Origin of the sequence: Streptomyces sp. CA-142005 (assembly GCF_050942335.1) — a bacterium.
Lineage (GTDB): Bacteria > Actinomycetota > Actinomycetes > Streptomycetales > Streptomycetaceae > Streptomyces.
This window is the reverse complement of sequence record NZ_CP192078.1, coordinates 1,617,760-1,632,734: the sequence shown is the minus strand read 5'-3', so window position 1 is coordinate 1,632,734 and position 14,975 is coordinate 1,617,760. Positions and strand designations below refer to the sequence as shown.

Genomic DNA, 14,975 nt, shown 5'->3' with positions numbered 1-14,975 from the left:
GGGTGAGGCAGCTCACAGGATGTCGGTGCGGAACCAGCCCGTGCGGCCTGGCGCACCGTGCGACGCTGCGAACGCCTGCGGCAGAAGGTCCAGGACCCACTGCCGCAGACGTCCGTCAGTCGTGCGTCTAGTCGCACGTCAGCGTCGGCATCGCCCAGTCGCCGTGGTCGTTGCCGTTGCCGTCGCCGGCGTCACCGACCTTGAGGTCGACCACCTGGGCGCCGCTGACGTCGACGTCGATCGGCACCGCGGCCTGTCTGCCCCGGATCGTCGGCGTGGTCACCAGGGTCTTGCCGTCGGCGATCACGGAGAACGTCACCGTTCCCGCGCCGCCTGTCTCGTCGTCGACACCGACGTCCGCCGTCAACCGCGAGCATGTTCCGGCGAGGTAGAGCTCGACGTCGCTGACCGAGTTGGTGCCCAGGCCCTTGGCATAAGCGGCACCGGCGATACGGATCGGTCGGCCGTCCCCGGCCGCCTGCTCTCCGACGCTGCTGTCACGCTCCACCGGGCCCCACCCGTTGGTGGACGACAGGAACGGCAGGTCGCTCACCGCGCTCTTCCCGGCCGGCGGAGCAGGCGGGATGCCACCGACGATGCGCTCGTCACCGCCGGCGGCCTGCCGTCCGTTCTGCAGGTAGTGCACCGTGGCGGTGAGTGCCGAGGCGGAGGGCAGTTTCCCGGCCGGCGGCTGCACCTTCCAGGTGAAGGCGGCCGATCCGCCGGGGTTCAGGCGCTCGACCGACGTGGGGCTCGTGGCGCTCGCGCTCCAGCCGTCGGGCAAGGAGAGCGAGGCCGTGAGCTGCGAGGCGGACGGCCGGTCCTCCGGCACCCGCACCGTCGCCTCGGCCGTGAAGGCCTTTCCTGACTGGGCGGTGTCCGGCACGTCCAGGGTGACATCCGCTCCCGGACGCTTCGGCATCGCGTACTTCCGGTGGTCGTAGCGGGGGCTGTCGTTCTGCGCGACGCGCAGGGACGAGGCGTAGCTGCCGTAGTCGGTCAGGGAGACCTTGCCGAGCCCGCCGGTGCTGCCGTCCAGGTTCCACACGGCGATGGCGATGCTGTTGTGGCCGTTCGGATCCAGGATCCCGTCGGGCACCGGGAAGGTGGTCTGCGGGCCGAGGTAGTTGACGTAGTTGCCGACCTGCCAGCCGTTGACGAAGACCGTGGCACGGTACTTGCGTGACGGGTCGTCGGTGAAGGTCAGCCCGAGCGAGGTGTCCTGGCCGTGCGGGAGGTCCAGGTCGACGTCGGTGCGGTACCACGAGACGCCGGGACGGGTGTCGGTCGTCGGCAGGGACACCTCGTTCCAGTCGTCGTCCGGGTAGCCCGGCAGGGACCAGCCGGCCCGCTCGCCGTACAGGCCGCCCGTCGACAGCGGGCCGCGCACCGGGTCCTGAAGGTCCTCGCCACCCCGTACGCCCTGCAGCCGCCAGGTGACGGAGGTCAGCGGCGCCCCGATGAGGGAGGCGCTGGTCAGGCCGCGCGCGGTCTTGTTGCCGTTGGTCGAGTTGTAGTCCTCCTCGTGCCCCATGTTCACGGTGAGCACGGAGATGACGTTGTCACCGTTCGACCTCACCGAACCGGCCGGGAAGGCGAAGTCGGCGCTGCCTGTGGTGGAGCTGCCCAGGAAGGTGCCGCCCAGCCAGGCGGAGAACGCCTGCGCCTTTCCACCGGAGTCCGAGACCAGATGGATGCCCGTCTCCTTGCCGGTGGCGCGGAAGCGGCCGCGGTACCAGGTGTTGCCGGTGTGGAAGCCGTAGTCGTCCGCGTAGAGCACCGGCAGCGAGTTGACGCCCGAGACGCTGTTGGTGGTCGTCTTGTCGGTGACCTGCCAACTGGAGTCGTCGAAGCCGGGGGCCGCTTCGGGGGACTCCTCGGCGTGCTTCCAGTTCGTCAGCGACGGCAGGTGCACCGGGGCGGCCACCGGGATCTCGCCGGTGAGGCTTCCTGTGTCGGTGGCCTGGGTGTCCACCGCCCTGCCGTTCCAGGTGACGTGGTCGGCGGAGGTGAACACCTCGATGTTCTTGTCGTCGGCGTTGTCGCCGGTGAGCGCCACGGTGTGGCCGCCGTCCAGGCTGGTCGCCGTCCGCAGCAGGTGGGTGCCGCGCACGAGCACCGGGCCGGTCGCCGTGTCCTGCCGCCAGAAGGTCTCCGCCGTGGGCTTGTCGCCGACGAGCAGCAGCATCGGGCGCGAGCCTCCGCCGCTGACGCCGATGCGGATCAGGCCCTTGTGCGTGTAGTTCAGCCGCAGGTCGCCGGTGGCCTCGTCCCAGGTGGTGGTGACCGTGCCGCCGCTGCTGGTCACGGTGGGCTTGGAGGAGTAGCGAAGCACGGTCTCGCCGTCGCTGCCCTCGTCGCCGTAGAGCACGGCGACGTCCCGGTTGCCGATGTTCGCGTGCGTCATGATCTCCGACGTCGAGTACCGCAACTGCGAGTCCCCGAGCCGGTAGTTCGCCGTGATCACGTGCGAGTCGCGCCCGTCGAGGGTGATCGCGGTACCCGGCTGCTGCGGCACGACCGGGTAGGTCGGCGTCGCGGTGGCGGCCGTCGGCACGTCGATGGCGTCGACGGCCACGTAGTTGTCCGTCGACCCCGAGCTGTGGTTCCCGTTGACGACGATCTTCAGCGTGTGTGCCCCGGCTGTCAGGCCGGTCTTCTGGAAGATCACCGCCTGGTTCTCGCCGCCGGAGTCGTCGACGGTGGCCACCTTGGTGCCGTCGAGGTAGACGTCGGCGTAGCCGTGGTTGTCGGTCTTCGAGCCGATCCAGCGGATCGCGGTGCCGTCGAAGGGGACGGTGAGCGAGTCACCGGCCTTGTTGGAGAAGGACTCGGTGTGTTTGTAGTCGCCGCCGGTGTAGCTCTGGTTGGCCACGTGCGACCACGAACCGGCGTACTGCAGCGCGGAGTCGGGGTCGTCCCAGGTGTAGGTGGTGTCCGCGGCCGGCTGTGCGTTGAAGTCCAGCGAGATATGAGTCTTGTCGACCGCCGTGGACGTGGAGTTCCCGTGCCGCAGGACGTGGAACTGCGTCCTGGTGTCGGGGTTCATCCGGGCGGTGTCGACGACTGCCGAGTCGTCCGGCGGTGTGGCCCTGATCGCCTCGGTCTTGGTCAGCGGGGCGACCGACTGCGTGAAGTACCCGATCAGCTTGTCCTCGTAGTACTTCGGGTCCAGTTGGCGGTTCTCGCGGATCGCGGCGCCGTAGTCGTAGGACGTGTAGTTCTCCGGCATGCCCAGCCAGCCCCAGTTGGTGCCGCCGTAGGTCATGTAGAAGCTCTGCGCGGTCGCGCCGACGGCTATGTTCTGCTTGTAGAACACGTTGGCGAACCGGTCGTTGATCAGCTGGGCGCACTTGTCGTAGCCCGGCCCGCCCCAGGGGTCGAAGGCGCCGCCCTGGAACTCCGGCGAGTACAGCGGCTTGCCGTCCGGGTGGTCGTAGCTGATGTCCGGGACGCCGTTCCACTTCGAGGGGTTCGAGCAGTTGAAGCCCTGCGGATAGGAGTCGGGTCCGTCGACGTCCAGGGCACCGGTACCGGAGTTGAAGGTCCCGTTGTTGTTGCCGGTCAGCGGTACGGTGATGCCGTCGGCACGGGCCTTGTCCTCCAGGTGCTTCATGTAGGAGCGGCCGGCGGCCGAGCCGTTGTAGTACTCGTTCTCGACCTGGTAGGCGATGACCGACCCGGTGCCGTTGGTCAGCTGGTGGCGGGCGATGATCCGGTCGATCTGGGTCAGCCACTCGTCCGCGTACTTCAGGAACCGCGGGTCGTCGCTGCGGTTGTCGCCGGCCTTGGTGGTCAGCCAGCCGGGCAGGCCGCCGCTGTCGACCTCCGCGTTGATGTACGGCGCCGGGCGCGCGATGACGTAGAGCCCGGCCTCTTCGGCCATGTCGAGCAGCTTGTCGACGTCACGGACGCCGGTGAAGTCGTACACACCCGGCTTCGGCGAGTGGTAGCCCCAGTCGAAGTACAGCGAGGTGGAGTTGAACCCGGCGGCCTTCATCTTCTGGAAGATGTCGCGCCACAGGTCCGGACTCGGGAGCCGGAAGTAGTGGAACTCGCCGGACCACAGGTAGGTGCGCTTGCCGTCGACGAGGAACGAGTAGCCGTCGAGACTCACCGTGTGCGCCGGTGGACTGGCGTCGGACGCGGCGGCGGATGCCTGCCCGCCGACGTCCTGCGCCGCGGCGGGCGCGGTCATGCCCGTGGCCAGGGCGATGGTCGCGGCCGTCGCGAGGACCGCCCTCCACCACCGACGGCGACCGGGTCTCGCAACCTCTGGACCGATCCGATTACTCCGCACTGCGGCCTCCATACGGACTGAGCAATCAGCATCAAACAGACTCAGGCAAAGTCGAACAGTAAAGGGGCACAAGGCACAACACAATGGGGCGGGAGAACACGGTCGAGATGGCAGGGGCGGCGCGAAAGCCGTAGGGGCGCGTAGGCAACTGACCACTCGTCACGCAGGGACCGGCTCCCGGCGGGCGCACCGGGTGGCCACGTCATCGGCCGGCCGCGTGGTGGACCGGCCGTCGGCCCGCGACGGCAACAGGTGTCGTTACAAGGGCGGTTGCCACACAGGGTGCCGCACCGTGCTCACCAAGGGGCGGGGCCCCGGTCGCTGTGGATCTCCCCGGTGGAGCCGTCGTCGCCGAGGGTCGCGAACTCGACGACGACCGTGGCGCCCTCGGCGACGGTGCGCGTGTCCGTCGCGACCGACATGAACCAGGGACCTGGAGCGTCAGCATGTTGCGGCGGGTGCGCGGATCCACCAGTCCTACGTCGGTTCCTCGGCCAACCCCGGCTACCGCGACCACGCCGTCGCCGCCGAGATCGTCCGGGGCCGCCGCATCGCCGACGACGTGTCCTTCGACGTCAATCCGGCTTCCCGGCAGGCGCTGGCCCAACTCATCGCCGGGGGCGGACTGTCGGCGTTGGTGAACGCCGGCGCCCGTCTCCACCCGCCCGGCTGCAACGGCTGCATCGGGATGGGGCAGGCCCCGCGACCGGCCGCCGCAGCCTGCGCACGGTGCCGCGCAACTTCCCCGGCCGCTCCGGCGGCGGCGAGGACCAGGTCTACCTGTGCAGCCCCGAGACGGCGGCTGCCTCCGCCCTCACCGGCGTGATCACCGATCCACGCACGCTGGACATGCCCTACCCCCGCATCACGGAGCCCGACGCCCCGTCCTGCTACGACGGCCTCCTGCAACCCCCGCCCGACGGCGAGCCGACCCCCCTGGTCAAGGGCCCGGCCCACACCCCGCTGCCGGACTTCGACCCCCTGGAGGACGAGATGGAGCTGCTCGTCCTCGTCTCGGCCGGCGACGACGTCTCCACCGACGAGATCATGCCCGCAGGCGCCGAAGCGCTGTCGCTCTGGACCAGCCTCGACGGCATGAGCAGCCACACCTTCAGCCGCCTGGACGACTCCTGCACCGACCGCACCCGTGACACCGGCCCCCACGCCGTGGTCGGCGGCCGCAACCACGGCCAGGGCTCCAGCCGTGAACAGGCCGCCCTGGCCGCGCGCCACCTCGGCCTGCACCTGGCGCCGGCCCAATCCATCGCCCGCATCCACCGCGCCGACCTCGTCAACTACGGCGTCCTGCCCCTGGTCTTCGCCGACCCCGCCGACCGGGCCCGCTTCCAGCGCGACTCCGTACTGCGTGTGTCGGGTCTGCACGCGGCGCTGCGCGACGGTTCGGGCGAGGTCACGGTGGAGTGCGACGGCGACCCTTTCACCGCCCGCCACGACCTTTCGCCGCGCCAGGCCGACGTGCTGATGGCCGGGGGTGCCAGCGCATGGATGCGGCGGCGTCGGAGCGGCGGTCGGTGACCGGCGCGCTGAACCGGGTGGTGACGACGCCCCGTCAGTTCAGCTTCGAGACCTGGTAATGGGCGATGTGCCATTGCCCGTCGGCGCGCCTGAGGACCACACCGAGATTGACCCTGATGGCCGGCCGGTCGGTGAACGAGAAGTCCACATCCAGGTAACCGAGCAGGACGTCCTCGGCCAACTGCCGTGTCTCCAGTACCTGGTAGTCCGCCCGCATGCCGAGAGGCTGGGAGTCGTAGTACTCGGCGACCCCCTGACGGCCGAGGCTGTAGGGATGAAGGCCCTGGAAGACGGCGTCCTCGGTGAAACAGGAGGCGACCCGCTCAGGGTCGTGTGCGTCGACCGCGGACTTCCACCGGTTCATGACGCCACTCAGGACGTCTTCCCGCGCTGCTGTGCTGTTCATCAGTGTCTCCTCTCGTGAAGGGGCCGCACGGGCGGCACCCGTCGGTGAGCGTTGCCTCGCCGGATCAGGCGGTGCGGCCGGTCGGGCCCGGGTCGTTGGGGTGCGGCTGCAGGGCGGTGACCACCGCGGTCATCCAGGGCCACAGGGGCAGGGTTCCGAGGACCTTCTCGTGCAGGTCCGCCTCGTCGTCGGCGCGCCAGACACCGATGCTGCGGAGTTCGCCCGCCGGGCGCCAGAGCCGGACCAAGTGGCCCGCGGAGGCGAGCTCCTTCGCCCGGACCGCCTCGGCGGCGCGGCGCCGGCCGGCCTCGGCGGGGTCCGTGCCCTCGGGCACGGTGGTGGTGAGCTCGACCAGGAACTCGTTCATGGTTCTTTCCTCTCTCAATTCTGTGGGCGGGACGGGGCACCGCGCCGCCGAGGGCGGTGACGCTGCCCGTCGGGGCCACCGGGGCGGCCCCGACAGGCCTGCGTCGAGCGGGTTGATCAGGCTGCGGCCTTGAGGGAAGCGGCGATCTTGACGGCGCGCTCGGCCTGGATGCGGGCGGCGGTGCGGGTGGTGTCGTCCACGGGGTTGTTGCCCTGGGCGTCGACGTGCGAGGTGCCGTAAGGGTTGCCGTCGGTGAACTTGGCGGGGTCGGTGAAGCCGGGGCTGACGGTGATGCCGCCGAAGTGGTGGATGGAGTTGTAGAGGGCCAGCAGGGTCGACTCCTGGCCCGCGTGGGCGGTGGCGCTGGAGACGAAACCGCTGTAGACCTTGTCGGCCAGCTTGCCCTGGACCCAGAGGCCGCCGAGGGTGTCGATGAACTGCTTGAGCTGGGAGGAGACGTTGCCGAAGCGAGTGGGGGTGCCGAAGAGTACGGCGTCGGCCCACTCGATGTCCTCGGGGGTGGCCTCGGGGATGTCAGCGGTGGCGGCATGGTTGGCGGCCCACGCGGGGTTGGAGTCGATGGCCGCCTGAGGGGCGAGCTCGGCGACCTTGAGCAGGCGGACCTCGGCGCCGGCCTTGACGCCCGCGTCGCGGAGCTCCTTGGCGATCTCGGTGATCGTGCCGGTGGCCGAGTAGTAGACGACGGCGAGGTTGATGGGGGTGGCCATGGGGGTTCTCCGGTTCATGGGGTGTCTGTAGAGGCGGTCGTCAGCACGACCGGTCCGTGAATAGTAGACCGGTCGGCTAGTTTCGGCTACAGATGATCGGCATGGGTGTGCATTTTCGTTGGGCTTCTGCGGGCGAACGAATAGCCGTCGGTCACTCGGCCGCCCGGGCTTCGGCGGCGTCGGGGGAGTCCAGCCGGCGGCCGGCGGCGGGGTCCGGGCGCCGGGCCGCGTGACCCTGCGCCGGCATGTGGTGCGGGAATCCGATGCGGAGCACCAGGGCGGCGAGCGCGGCGGTCAGGACGACGGCGGCGGCCAGGATCAGGGCCTGGTGGTAGCCGCGGTGGAGCAAGGGGGCGGCGACCAGGGGGCCGAGGATCTGGCCGACCGAGTATCCGGCGGTCAGCAGGGCCACGGCGCGCGGGAACCGCAGGTGCGCGCCGGCCGCGAGGGCCAGTGTGCTCACGCCGATGAAGGTCGACCCGAAGAGCACCGCGGAGATCAGTGCGGCCGCGACCCCGCCCATCAGCGCGGGCAGGGCGATGCCCACGGCCTGCACGCCGAGCGCGGCGAGCAGCAGGTCGGGGCGGGACCATCGGCGTCCCAGAGCGGCCCACAGCGCCGAGGACGGAACGGCCGCCAGGCCCACCAGCACCCAGGCGCCGCTGCCGATCCAGCCGGGCGAGGTCTGCTCGATGGCCGCGACCAGGAAGGTGCCGGCGATGATGTAGCCGATGCCCTCCAACGTGTAGGACGCGAACAGGGTGCTGAACCAGCGATGGGTGCGCGGCCCGGCCCTGTTCCCCCGCGTTCCCGCCGTGGACGGAGCCGGCCCGGGGGCGGGCTCGGGTCGCAGGCCCCAGGCGACCAGGGTGAGTGTCGCGGCCAGGGCTGCGGAGGCCCACCACGCGGCCCGCCAGGTGCCGACCGTACGCAGCACCAGGACGAGCAGGCCCGACAGGGCGATCCCGGCCCCGACTCCGCCGAACGCCCAACCGGGCAGGTGGGCCGGGTGGTGGCGCAGATGGCTGAGCAGCGAACTGGCCGCGATGACGAAGATCAGCGCGCTGAAGACTCCTGCACCCAGCCTGAGCAGCACCCACAGGGTGGTGGAGTGCGCCAGCGGCATGGCGGCCAGCGAGGCGACCAGCGCCAGCAGGCTGCCGCGCAGCACGGCCGCGGAACGCACCAGCCGCGGCAGGAAGGTTCCGGCGAGAGCGCCCACCAGGTATCCCACGTAGTTGGCGGTGGCCAGGTTCGCCCCTGCCCCGGCCGACAGCCCGGCCTGTGCGTGCATCAGCGGGAGGATCGGGGTGTAGACGAAGCGGCCCACCCCCATGCCCGTCGCCAGCGCGGCCGCGGCCCGCACGACGTGGCCCCAGGGCGAACCGGTCGCGCCTCCCGCGGTGGCGGCCGGGTCTCGCGGCGGTGTTGCGGTCATGCGGTCAACCTCGGGGGATGCTCGATGCATTGCTCGGAACGGCGGGGCGAAGTCACGCGAGGCGGTCACCGACTGCGGGCCGCTGCCCGCGTCCTCGTGTTGACGCGCCGTCGGTTTCCCATGGGCCCAGACTGCGCCCACCGCCTGGGCGGACTCCAGGACCGGCTTCCTCCGTGCTGGGAGCCTGAGCCTCCCAGGGGGGCCGGAGCCTTCGGCGGGGCCGACGCGCCGGACAGCTCCCGGGGCGCGGCAGGATGCCGCGCCCTCGTGGTGGGGATGTGCCGGTTGGTGTCGGCGGTCAGTAGCGGGCGCCGACGGGGGCCGGGATGGCGTCGAGGTCGGCGAGGTCGGCCGCGGAGAGCCGGACGTCGGCGCCGGCGGCGTTGTCCACGAGGTACTTCGGAGTCTTGGTGCCGGGGATGGGCACCACGTGCTCGCCCTGGGCGACGAGCCGGCCCAGGGCGACCTGCGCCGCGCTGCCCCCGATGCGGTCGGCGACCTCGCGGACCTTCAAAGGCCAAGAGCGCCTGGGCTGAGACCTGTTTCCCCGCTGTGAGAGGCGCGGACTCCCAGTGCACGTCGGCGCCTCAGGCTCACCGCTTGTACGGATCGTCGTCCGGAAGCCAGGCGTCGGGGCCGTGGATGCCGAGGTCGCCGACGCCGTCCGTGAGCGCTTCGACGGTGTTCAGTACGGCCGTACGCGCCTCGCTGCGCCGCCACACCAGGGACCAGGTCCAGTAGACCTTGGGCCCGACCACGGGGCGCGCGACCAGTCCGGGCGGCAGCGGAGTGGACTGGCCCTTCGGCGAGTTGAGAATCGGCCGGCGCGATCGGCGCACATGATCGAAGAACGCCGGCCCTGTGACGCCACCGTCGGAGATGTGCGCCGCGTGAGCGCCGGTGTCGTGGACGAACTGCTGGGCGTAGGCGTTCCAGGAGGGCCATGTGGTGGTGTCGCTGTCCAGAAGGACGGTGATGTCCCGGGCGCGGACCTCATCCGCCTCCTGGCCGACGGAGACCGCGTACAGGCGGTCGGCGCCGATGAGCCGGGAACTCAGGTCCTTCGCGTCCAGGTCTTCGCGGCGAACCCAGCACACCGCGAGGTCGAGGCTGCCCTCCGCGACCCGGGCGGCCTGCGTGTGCGAGGGCGCGACCCAGGGGTCGACATGCACATGTGCCGCGGCCGAGGCCCGCGCGGTGAGGTCCGGGGGCAGCCAGCTGACGTAACCGAGCCGGACCGGCGCCGAGCCGGCCATCCTCGCCGCCCGCCGGCGCAGGTCGTCGGCGCTGTCCAGAAGGGCGCGGGCGTGCGGGAGGAGCGCTGCTCCGGCCGGTGTGAGGGCGACCGAGCGGCGGTCCCGGTCGAACAGGCGCAGCCCGAGGTCGCGTTCCAGCGCCTTGATCTGCTGGGACAGGGACGGACCCGCGATCAGGAGTCGGCCTGCGGCCCGACCGAAGTTCAGCTCCTCGGCGACCGCGACGAAATACCGCAACTGGCGCAATTCCACCCTCGCCATGCTACGCGCGCTGAGAGGACGAACCTACCAGTGCGCCTTGGCTGCCCGAGCCTCCTCTGGAGCCCGAGCGGTACGGACAAGTTTCCTCCCACCTGAGAGGCGCGGGCTCCCATCGCAGGTCGGGCGCCTGGCGTGGGATCCGCGGCCGGAAGCGCCCCGGAAGATAGCCGACCGGTCTACTGGTTCACTGTGACGACCGGCCGAGAGAGCCGGTCCCGCCAATCACTCGCAAAGAAGGTCATGATGAGCGTTTCCGCTCAGAAGGTCGTTGTCATCACCGGTGCGTCGCAGGGCATAGGCGCCGGGCTGGTGGATGCCTACCGCAAGCTCGGCTACGCCGTCGTCGCCACCTCGCGCGGCATCGCCGCCTCCGAGGACCCGAACGTCCTCACCGTTCAGGGCGACATCGCCGACCCGGCGACCGCCGAGCGTGTCATCGCCGCCGGGCTCGAGCGCTTCGGCCGCATCGACAGCCTGGTCAACAACGCCGGCATCTTCGTCGCCAAGCCGTTCACCGAGTACACGCAGGAGGACTACGACGCCGTCACCGGCGTGAACCTGACCGGGTTCTTCCGGATCACCCAGCTCGCGATCGAGCAGATGCTCCGCCAGGGCGGCGGCCACGTCGTCCAGATCACCACCAGCCTGGTCGACCACGCCTACTCCGCGGTCCCCTCGGTCCTGGCCTCCCTCACCAAGGGCGGCCTGCAGTCCGCCACCAAGTCCCTGGCCATCGAGTACGCCACCCGAGGCGTCCGCAGCAACGCCGTCGCCCTCGGCATCATCAAGACCCCCATGCACGAGGAGGGGTTCCACGAGACGCTCGCCGCTCTGCACCCGATGGGGCGGATGGGCGAGATCGGAGACATCGTCGACGCGGTCGTCTACCTCGAGAACGCGCCGTTCGTCACCGGAGAGATCCTCCACGTCGACGGCGGCCAGAACGCCGGCCACTGATGCGTCGTCCCCGGGCGCCGTACCAGGCGCCCGGGGACCGCGGCGCACCGGGCTAGACGACCGGTCGTACACTTGCCGTCATGGGACGCACCAGTGATGCGAGGGAGAAGATTCTCACCGCCGCGCAGTCGCTCATCGAGCTGCGTGGCTACTCGGCGCTGGGTGTCGCCGAGATCTGCAAGACCGCCGGCGTGCCCAAGGGGAGCTTCTACTACTTCTTCGAGTCCAAGGAGTCCCTCGCCCTGGCCGTCCTCGACGAGCACTGGGAGGCCCAGCGCAGCGACTGGGCCCGGGTGCTGAGCGGCGAGGGGGAGCCCCTGTCGCGGCTGCGCCGGCTGTTCGAGGAGACCGAGGCCGGCCTGCGGGCGGGGCAGCAGAGCTGCGGAACCGTCTCCGGATGCATGTTCGGTAACCTCACCCTGGAGCTGAGCAACCAGACCGAGCCCATCCGCGAGCGCCTCCAGCAGATCTTCGGCGCCCAGGTCGAGATGGTCGAGAAGGTCATCGCCGAGGCCCGGGAGCGTGGGGAGGTCACCGTCGGCGACACCCATGAGGCCGCCCGGTCGATCGTCGCCCAGCTGGAGGGGCAGGTGCTGTTCGCCAAGCTCTACAACAACACCCATCACCTGCAAGCCCTGTGGGAGAACTGCCTGTCGCTGCTCTCCGCGCGCGCGGACAAGGCCGCTGTCGGTCCCTGACCGCATCCAACGGCGAGGAAGCCGCAGGTGGAATGTCCCATCGGCGCGCGTCCGCGGGCGGCGGCTGGGATCCTGGCTCCGTGGCCATCGATGTGACGGTACGGCGTGTGATCCCGCTACCGCCCGGGCAGGTGGCCGCCTACGCCATGGACTGGCGCCACGACGCCGAGTGGACCCAGGGGATCCGCACGGCCGAGCTGACCCGGCCGGCGGACGGCGGTGGCTTCGGCGTGGGCGCCGAGGTCACGCGTACGGCGTACTTCCTCACCCGGCGCATCCACTATGTCCTGCGCGTGGCCGCCTATGAGCCGCCGCGGCTGCTCGACATGACCTCCGTCGCCGGCCCGATGCCCATGCATGTCACCTACTCCTTCGAGCCCCACTCGCGCGGCACCCTGGCCCGCATCCGTGTCCGAGGAGGACCCGGCGGCCTCTTCCGTCTCGCGGCTCCCCTGCTCGCCCGCCAGGTCCGGGCCAGCCTCACGAAGGACCTGCGCGATCTCGAGCGCCGGCTCACCGGACGGGAAGGGGACGCGTGATGGCGTACGACGAAGGGCTGGCCGAGCGCATCCGGGAGCGGCTGGTTACGGACCCCGGGATCACCGAGAAGCGGATGTTCGGTGGCATCGGGTTCCTCCACCGCGGCAACATGGCCGTCGGCGTGACCGGCGACGACCTCATCGTCCGGGTCGGCCCCGAAGCCATGGACGCGGCTCTGGCCCGGCCGGGCGCGCGGAACTTCGACATGACCGGCCGCCCCATGCGCGGCTGGGTCGTGGTCGCGGGCTCCGCTGTCGCGGAGGACGAGGTGCTCGGCCGGTGGATCGGCGAGGGCCACGCGTTCGCGGCGAGTCTGCCGCCGAAGTAGAGGCACGCCATCGCGGGGGATCCGCGGACGGACCGGCCGCTCGCTGGATCACCGGGGCAGGGGTACCCCTACCGGTGCTCGGGGTTCTCGTAGTCGCGTCGGCAGCCGGCGTCCCATGCGGTGCGCTGGTTGCCGTAGGCGGGAATGCCGCCCAGGTCCTTCAAGGCACGGGCGAGGTGGAGCAGATTCCAGGTCATGAAGGTGGTGTTGCGGTTGGTGAAGTCGTTCTCCGGGCCGCCCGAGCCGGGGTCGAGATAGGAGGGGCCGGGGCCCGCCTCGCCGATCCATCCGGCGTCCGCCTGGGGAGGGATGGTGTAACCCAGGTGCTGCAGGCTGTAGAGGACGTTCATGGCGCAGTGCTTGACGCCGTCCTCGTTGCCGGTGATCAGACAGCCGCCGACGCGGCCGTAGTACGCGTACTGGCCCGCCTCGTTGAGCAGGCTGGAGCACGCATAGAGGCGTTCGATCACCTGCTTCATCACGGAGCTGTTGTCGCCGAGCCAGATGGGTCCGGCGAGCACCAGGATGTCGGCCGCCATGACCTGCCGGTACAGCTCCGGCCAGGCGTCCGTCTCCCAGCCGTGCTCCCGCATGTCGGGCCAGACCCCCGTGGCGATGGCATGGTCCACCGCGCGTACGACGTCGACGTGCACCCCTTGCGCGTCCATGAGGGCGGTGCTGCGCTCGATCAGGCCCTGGGTGTTGCTGGTCTCCGGCGAGCGTTTGAGGGTGCAGTTGATCACCAGGGCCCGCAGGTCGTCGTACCGGGCAGGCGGTGTCTCGGTGGCGGGCGACGAAGCGGTCACACGGTCCTCCCAGAGCCTTGCCGCCGTCCCGTGCGCGGCGACTCGTCCAACCTCCCTCAGCGTGCGGGCCCGCCGTGGCGGCCGCCACCACAACGCCTCCGAATGGCCCCGGCGACCACGGGCCGAGAGTACGGAGCAGGCCGCACCGGGGAACGTGGCGGGGCCCGGGAGTCGTATCCAGCTCCCGGGCCCCTGGGGTTGCCACCCAATTGCGCACGCCGGCGGCGTTTAAGAGGACGGATCAGTCATCATGCCGTCGTGTTCTTCCTTTGAACTACCGCAGCACGTCAGAGCTGCAGGCGAGATTCGAACTCGCATCCGACGGCGTCAGCCCGGCCTCGGTCGATCCGGCGATCGGCGGCGATGCTGAGACTGGAGCGAGAGTCTGAGATTGACCGCGGCTGCCTCTGCCATGTTGGGCTACCCCGGCTCGTCGCACGTACTGTGCCGGGGGAAGGACTCGAACCTTCACTGTCACCGTGTCTTCAGGCTGAACTTCAGTGTCAGCTTGCGCTCATCACGCGGACCAGGCCTCAATCCGGCCCGCGCCTGTTGCGCACCCCCGCGCTCGCACGCGGGGGCGATCGTGGATGCTACCCGTGGCCGGCGTCAGCCGAGCAGGTAGCCGAACACCGCGTCGCCGACCCGCTGGTCGGTGACCTCGGCGCCGTTGGCCTCCTCGCGGGCGAACTTCACCGCCTGCTGGAGCTTCTCGACGCGCTCCACCAGCTCGTTCACCCGCCGCGCCGGGAGCGCTCCGGAGAACTTCACGGTCGTCCAGTACCCGATGGGCACGTCCTCGTAGTACACCTCGACCTGCGCCGGGTGCTTGTCGGTGGCCTCCGCCTTGACATGGTTGCGCGGCACCTTCTTGGTGCGGATCGTGCGCACCGCGTCCGTCTTCCACCAGTCCGTGGACGGGTCGTGCGACCAGGACTCGGCGGCGTCGAGCGTGGGGAGCTTCCTGACGAACGTGTGCAGGTCGGTGAGCTGCTTCTCCAGGAAGAGGAGATAGCTGACCGGGACGTCGGTGAGGATCGTCCGGCCGTCGACCGTGACGTCCGCGCGGGCCGTGCAGTTCGCCCAGTCCTTGGTGGCGGTCACGTCGAAGAGCCGGGTGAGCGACGCGGACATCTCCCGCAGCACGTCCTCCGCCTGCACCTGTACCCGCGTGGACTCCGGCGGCAGCTGCTCGCCCTCCTCGTCCTTCGGCTGGTACGTACGCGAGATACCGGCCAGCAGTGCCGGCTTCTGCACCTTGTGGTGCGCTGCGGTGATGTCCTGGAGCGACTTGCTCTTGACACCCTTCTCGACAGCGATGATCTGGTTCAACTTCGCCACTTCGGGTCCCCCT

16 protein-coding genes are annotated in these 14,975 nt (G+C 70.4%); 6 read left to right on the top strand and 10 right to left on the bottom strand.

Features of this window, described 5'->3' with window-relative positions; genetic code table 11:
* Window positions 1-127: 127 nt before the first annotated feature.
* Both ACQPXS_RS07985 and ACQPXS_RS07980 read right to left on the bottom strand, forming a co-directional pair.
* Complete coding sequence (locus ACQPXS_RS07985) at window positions 128-4,300, bottom strand: beta-galactosidase (protein ID WP_433448313.1); 4,173 nt, start codon at window positions 4,298-4,300, stop codon at window positions 128-130.
* Window positions 4,301-4,596: 296 nt separating this feature from the next.
* A complete protein-coding gene (locus tag ACQPXS_RS07980) occupies window positions 4,597-4,722 on the bottom strand; it encodes a hypothetical protein (RefSeq protein ID WP_433448311.1) in 126 nt (41 codons plus the stop codon).
* 11 nt (window positions 4,723-4,733) lie between these two features.
* Here ACQPXS_RS07980 and ACQPXS_RS07975 point away from each other — a divergent pair, with 11 nt between their 5' ends.
* Together ACQPXS_RS07975 and ACQPXS_RS07970 are read left to right on the top strand one after the other, a co-directional pair.
* On the top strand, window positions 4,734-5,126 hold the full coding sequence (locus ACQPXS_RS07975; protein ID WP_433455758.1) for an aconitase family protein: 393 nt from the start codon (window positions 4,734-4,736) through the stop codon (window positions 5,124-5,126).
* Entirely contained in the window at window positions 5,030-5,836 is an 807-nt protein-coding gene (locus tag ACQPXS_RS07970; RefSeq protein WP_433448309.1) for a hypothetical protein, read from the top strand. Before ACQPXS_RS07975 ends, ACQPXS_RS07970 begins: the two co-directional genes overlap by 97 nt.
* 34 nt (window positions 5,837-5,870) lie before the next feature.
* On the opposite strand, the gene ACQPXS_RS07965 is transcribed toward ACQPXS_RS07970, so the two are convergent.
* The 6 genes from ACQPXS_RS07965 to ACQPXS_RS07940 all read right to left on the bottom strand — a co-directional run bounded on the left by ACQPXS_RS07965 (window position 5,871) and on the right by ACQPXS_RS07940 (window position 10,292).
* Window positions 5,871-6,242, bottom strand: a complete 372-nt coding sequence (locus ACQPXS_RS07965) for an SgcJ/EcaC family oxidoreductase (RefSeq protein ID WP_433448307.1) — start codon at window positions 6,240-6,242, stop codon at window positions 5,871-5,873.
* 64 nt (window positions 6,243-6,306) lie between these two features.
* Window positions 6,307-6,609, bottom strand: coding sequence for a muconolactone Delta-isomerase family protein (locus tag ACQPXS_RS07960; RefSeq protein ID WP_433448305.1), 303 nt, complete (start codon window positions 6,607-6,609; stop codon window positions 6,307-6,309).
* Between the two features lie 116 nt (window positions 6,610-6,725).
* On the bottom strand, window positions 6,726-7,337 hold the full coding sequence (gene wrbA, locus ACQPXS_RS07955; RefSeq protein ID WP_433455756.1) for an NAD(P)H:quinone oxidoreductase: 612 nt from the start codon (window positions 7,335-7,337) through the stop codon (window positions 6,726-6,728).
* A 151-nt stretch (window positions 7,338-7,488) separates the two neighbouring features.
* Window positions 7,489-8,673: a YbfB/YjiJ family MFS transporter gene (locus ACQPXS_RS07950; RefSeq protein WP_433455754.1), complete on the bottom strand. Its 1,185-nt coding sequence runs from the start codon at window positions 8,671-8,673 to the stop codon at window positions 7,489-7,491.
* A gap of 400 nt (window positions 8,674-9,073) precedes the next feature.
* The gene (locus ACQPXS_RS07945) at window positions 9,074-9,385 is read right to left on the bottom strand and encodes an aldo/keto reductase (RefSeq protein WP_433455752.1); all 312 of its coding nucleotides are present in this window, start codon (window positions 9,383-9,385) and stop codon (window positions 9,074-9,076) included.
* Window positions 9,369-10,292 (bottom strand): LysR family transcriptional regulator, encoded by a 924-nt coding sequence (locus tag ACQPXS_RS07940; RefSeq protein WP_433448303.1) that lies wholly within the window; start codon window positions 10,290-10,292, stop codon window positions 9,369-9,371. The genes ACQPXS_RS07945 and ACQPXS_RS07940 overlap by 17 nt, the downstream gene beginning before the upstream one ends.
* Before the next feature lie 243 nt (window positions 10,293-10,535).
* Between ACQPXS_RS07940 and ACQPXS_RS07935 the strand changes: the two genes are divergently transcribed.
* The 4 genes from ACQPXS_RS07935 to ACQPXS_RS07920 all read left to right on the top strand — a co-directional run bounded on the left by ACQPXS_RS07935 (window position 10,536) and on the right by ACQPXS_RS07920 (window position 12,815).
* Window positions 10,536-11,249 (top strand): SDR family NAD(P)-dependent oxidoreductase, encoded by a 714-nt coding sequence (locus tag ACQPXS_RS07935; RefSeq protein ID WP_433448301.1) that lies wholly within the window; start codon window positions 10,536-10,538, stop codon window positions 11,247-11,249.
* An 80-nt stretch (window positions 11,250-11,329) separates the two neighbouring features.
* Window positions 11,330-11,947, top strand: a complete 618-nt coding sequence (locus tag ACQPXS_RS07930) for a TetR/AcrR family transcriptional regulator (RefSeq protein WP_433448299.1) — start codon at window positions 11,330-11,332, stop codon at window positions 11,945-11,947.
* Window positions 11,948-12,027: 80 nt separating this feature from the next.
* Window positions 12,028-12,486 (top strand): SRPBCC family protein, encoded by a 459-nt coding sequence (locus ACQPXS_RS07925; protein WP_433448297.1) that lies wholly within the window; start codon window positions 12,028-12,030, stop codon window positions 12,484-12,486.
* Complete coding sequence (locus ACQPXS_RS07920) at window positions 12,486-12,815, top strand: TfoX/Sxy family protein (RefSeq protein WP_433448295.1); 330 nt, start codon at window positions 12,486-12,488, stop codon at window positions 12,813-12,815. The genes ACQPXS_RS07925 and ACQPXS_RS07920 overlap by 1 nt, the downstream gene beginning before the upstream one ends.
* Before the next feature lie 68 nt (window positions 12,816-12,883).
* On the opposite strand, the gene ACQPXS_RS07915 is transcribed toward ACQPXS_RS07920, so the two are convergent.
* Together ACQPXS_RS07915 and ACQPXS_RS07910 are read right to left on the bottom strand one after the other, a co-directional pair.
* Window positions 12,884-13,621, bottom strand: a complete 738-nt coding sequence (locus tag ACQPXS_RS07915; RefSeq protein ID WP_433448293.1) for a flavodoxin family protein — start codon at window positions 13,619-13,621, stop codon at window positions 12,884-12,886.
* Window positions 13,622-14,230: 609 nt separating this feature from the next.
* Entirely contained in the window at window positions 14,231-14,962 is a 732-nt protein-coding gene (locus ACQPXS_RS07910) for a hypothetical protein (RefSeq protein ID WP_365326042.1), read from the bottom strand.
* Window positions 14,963-14,975 lie beyond the last annotated feature (13 nt).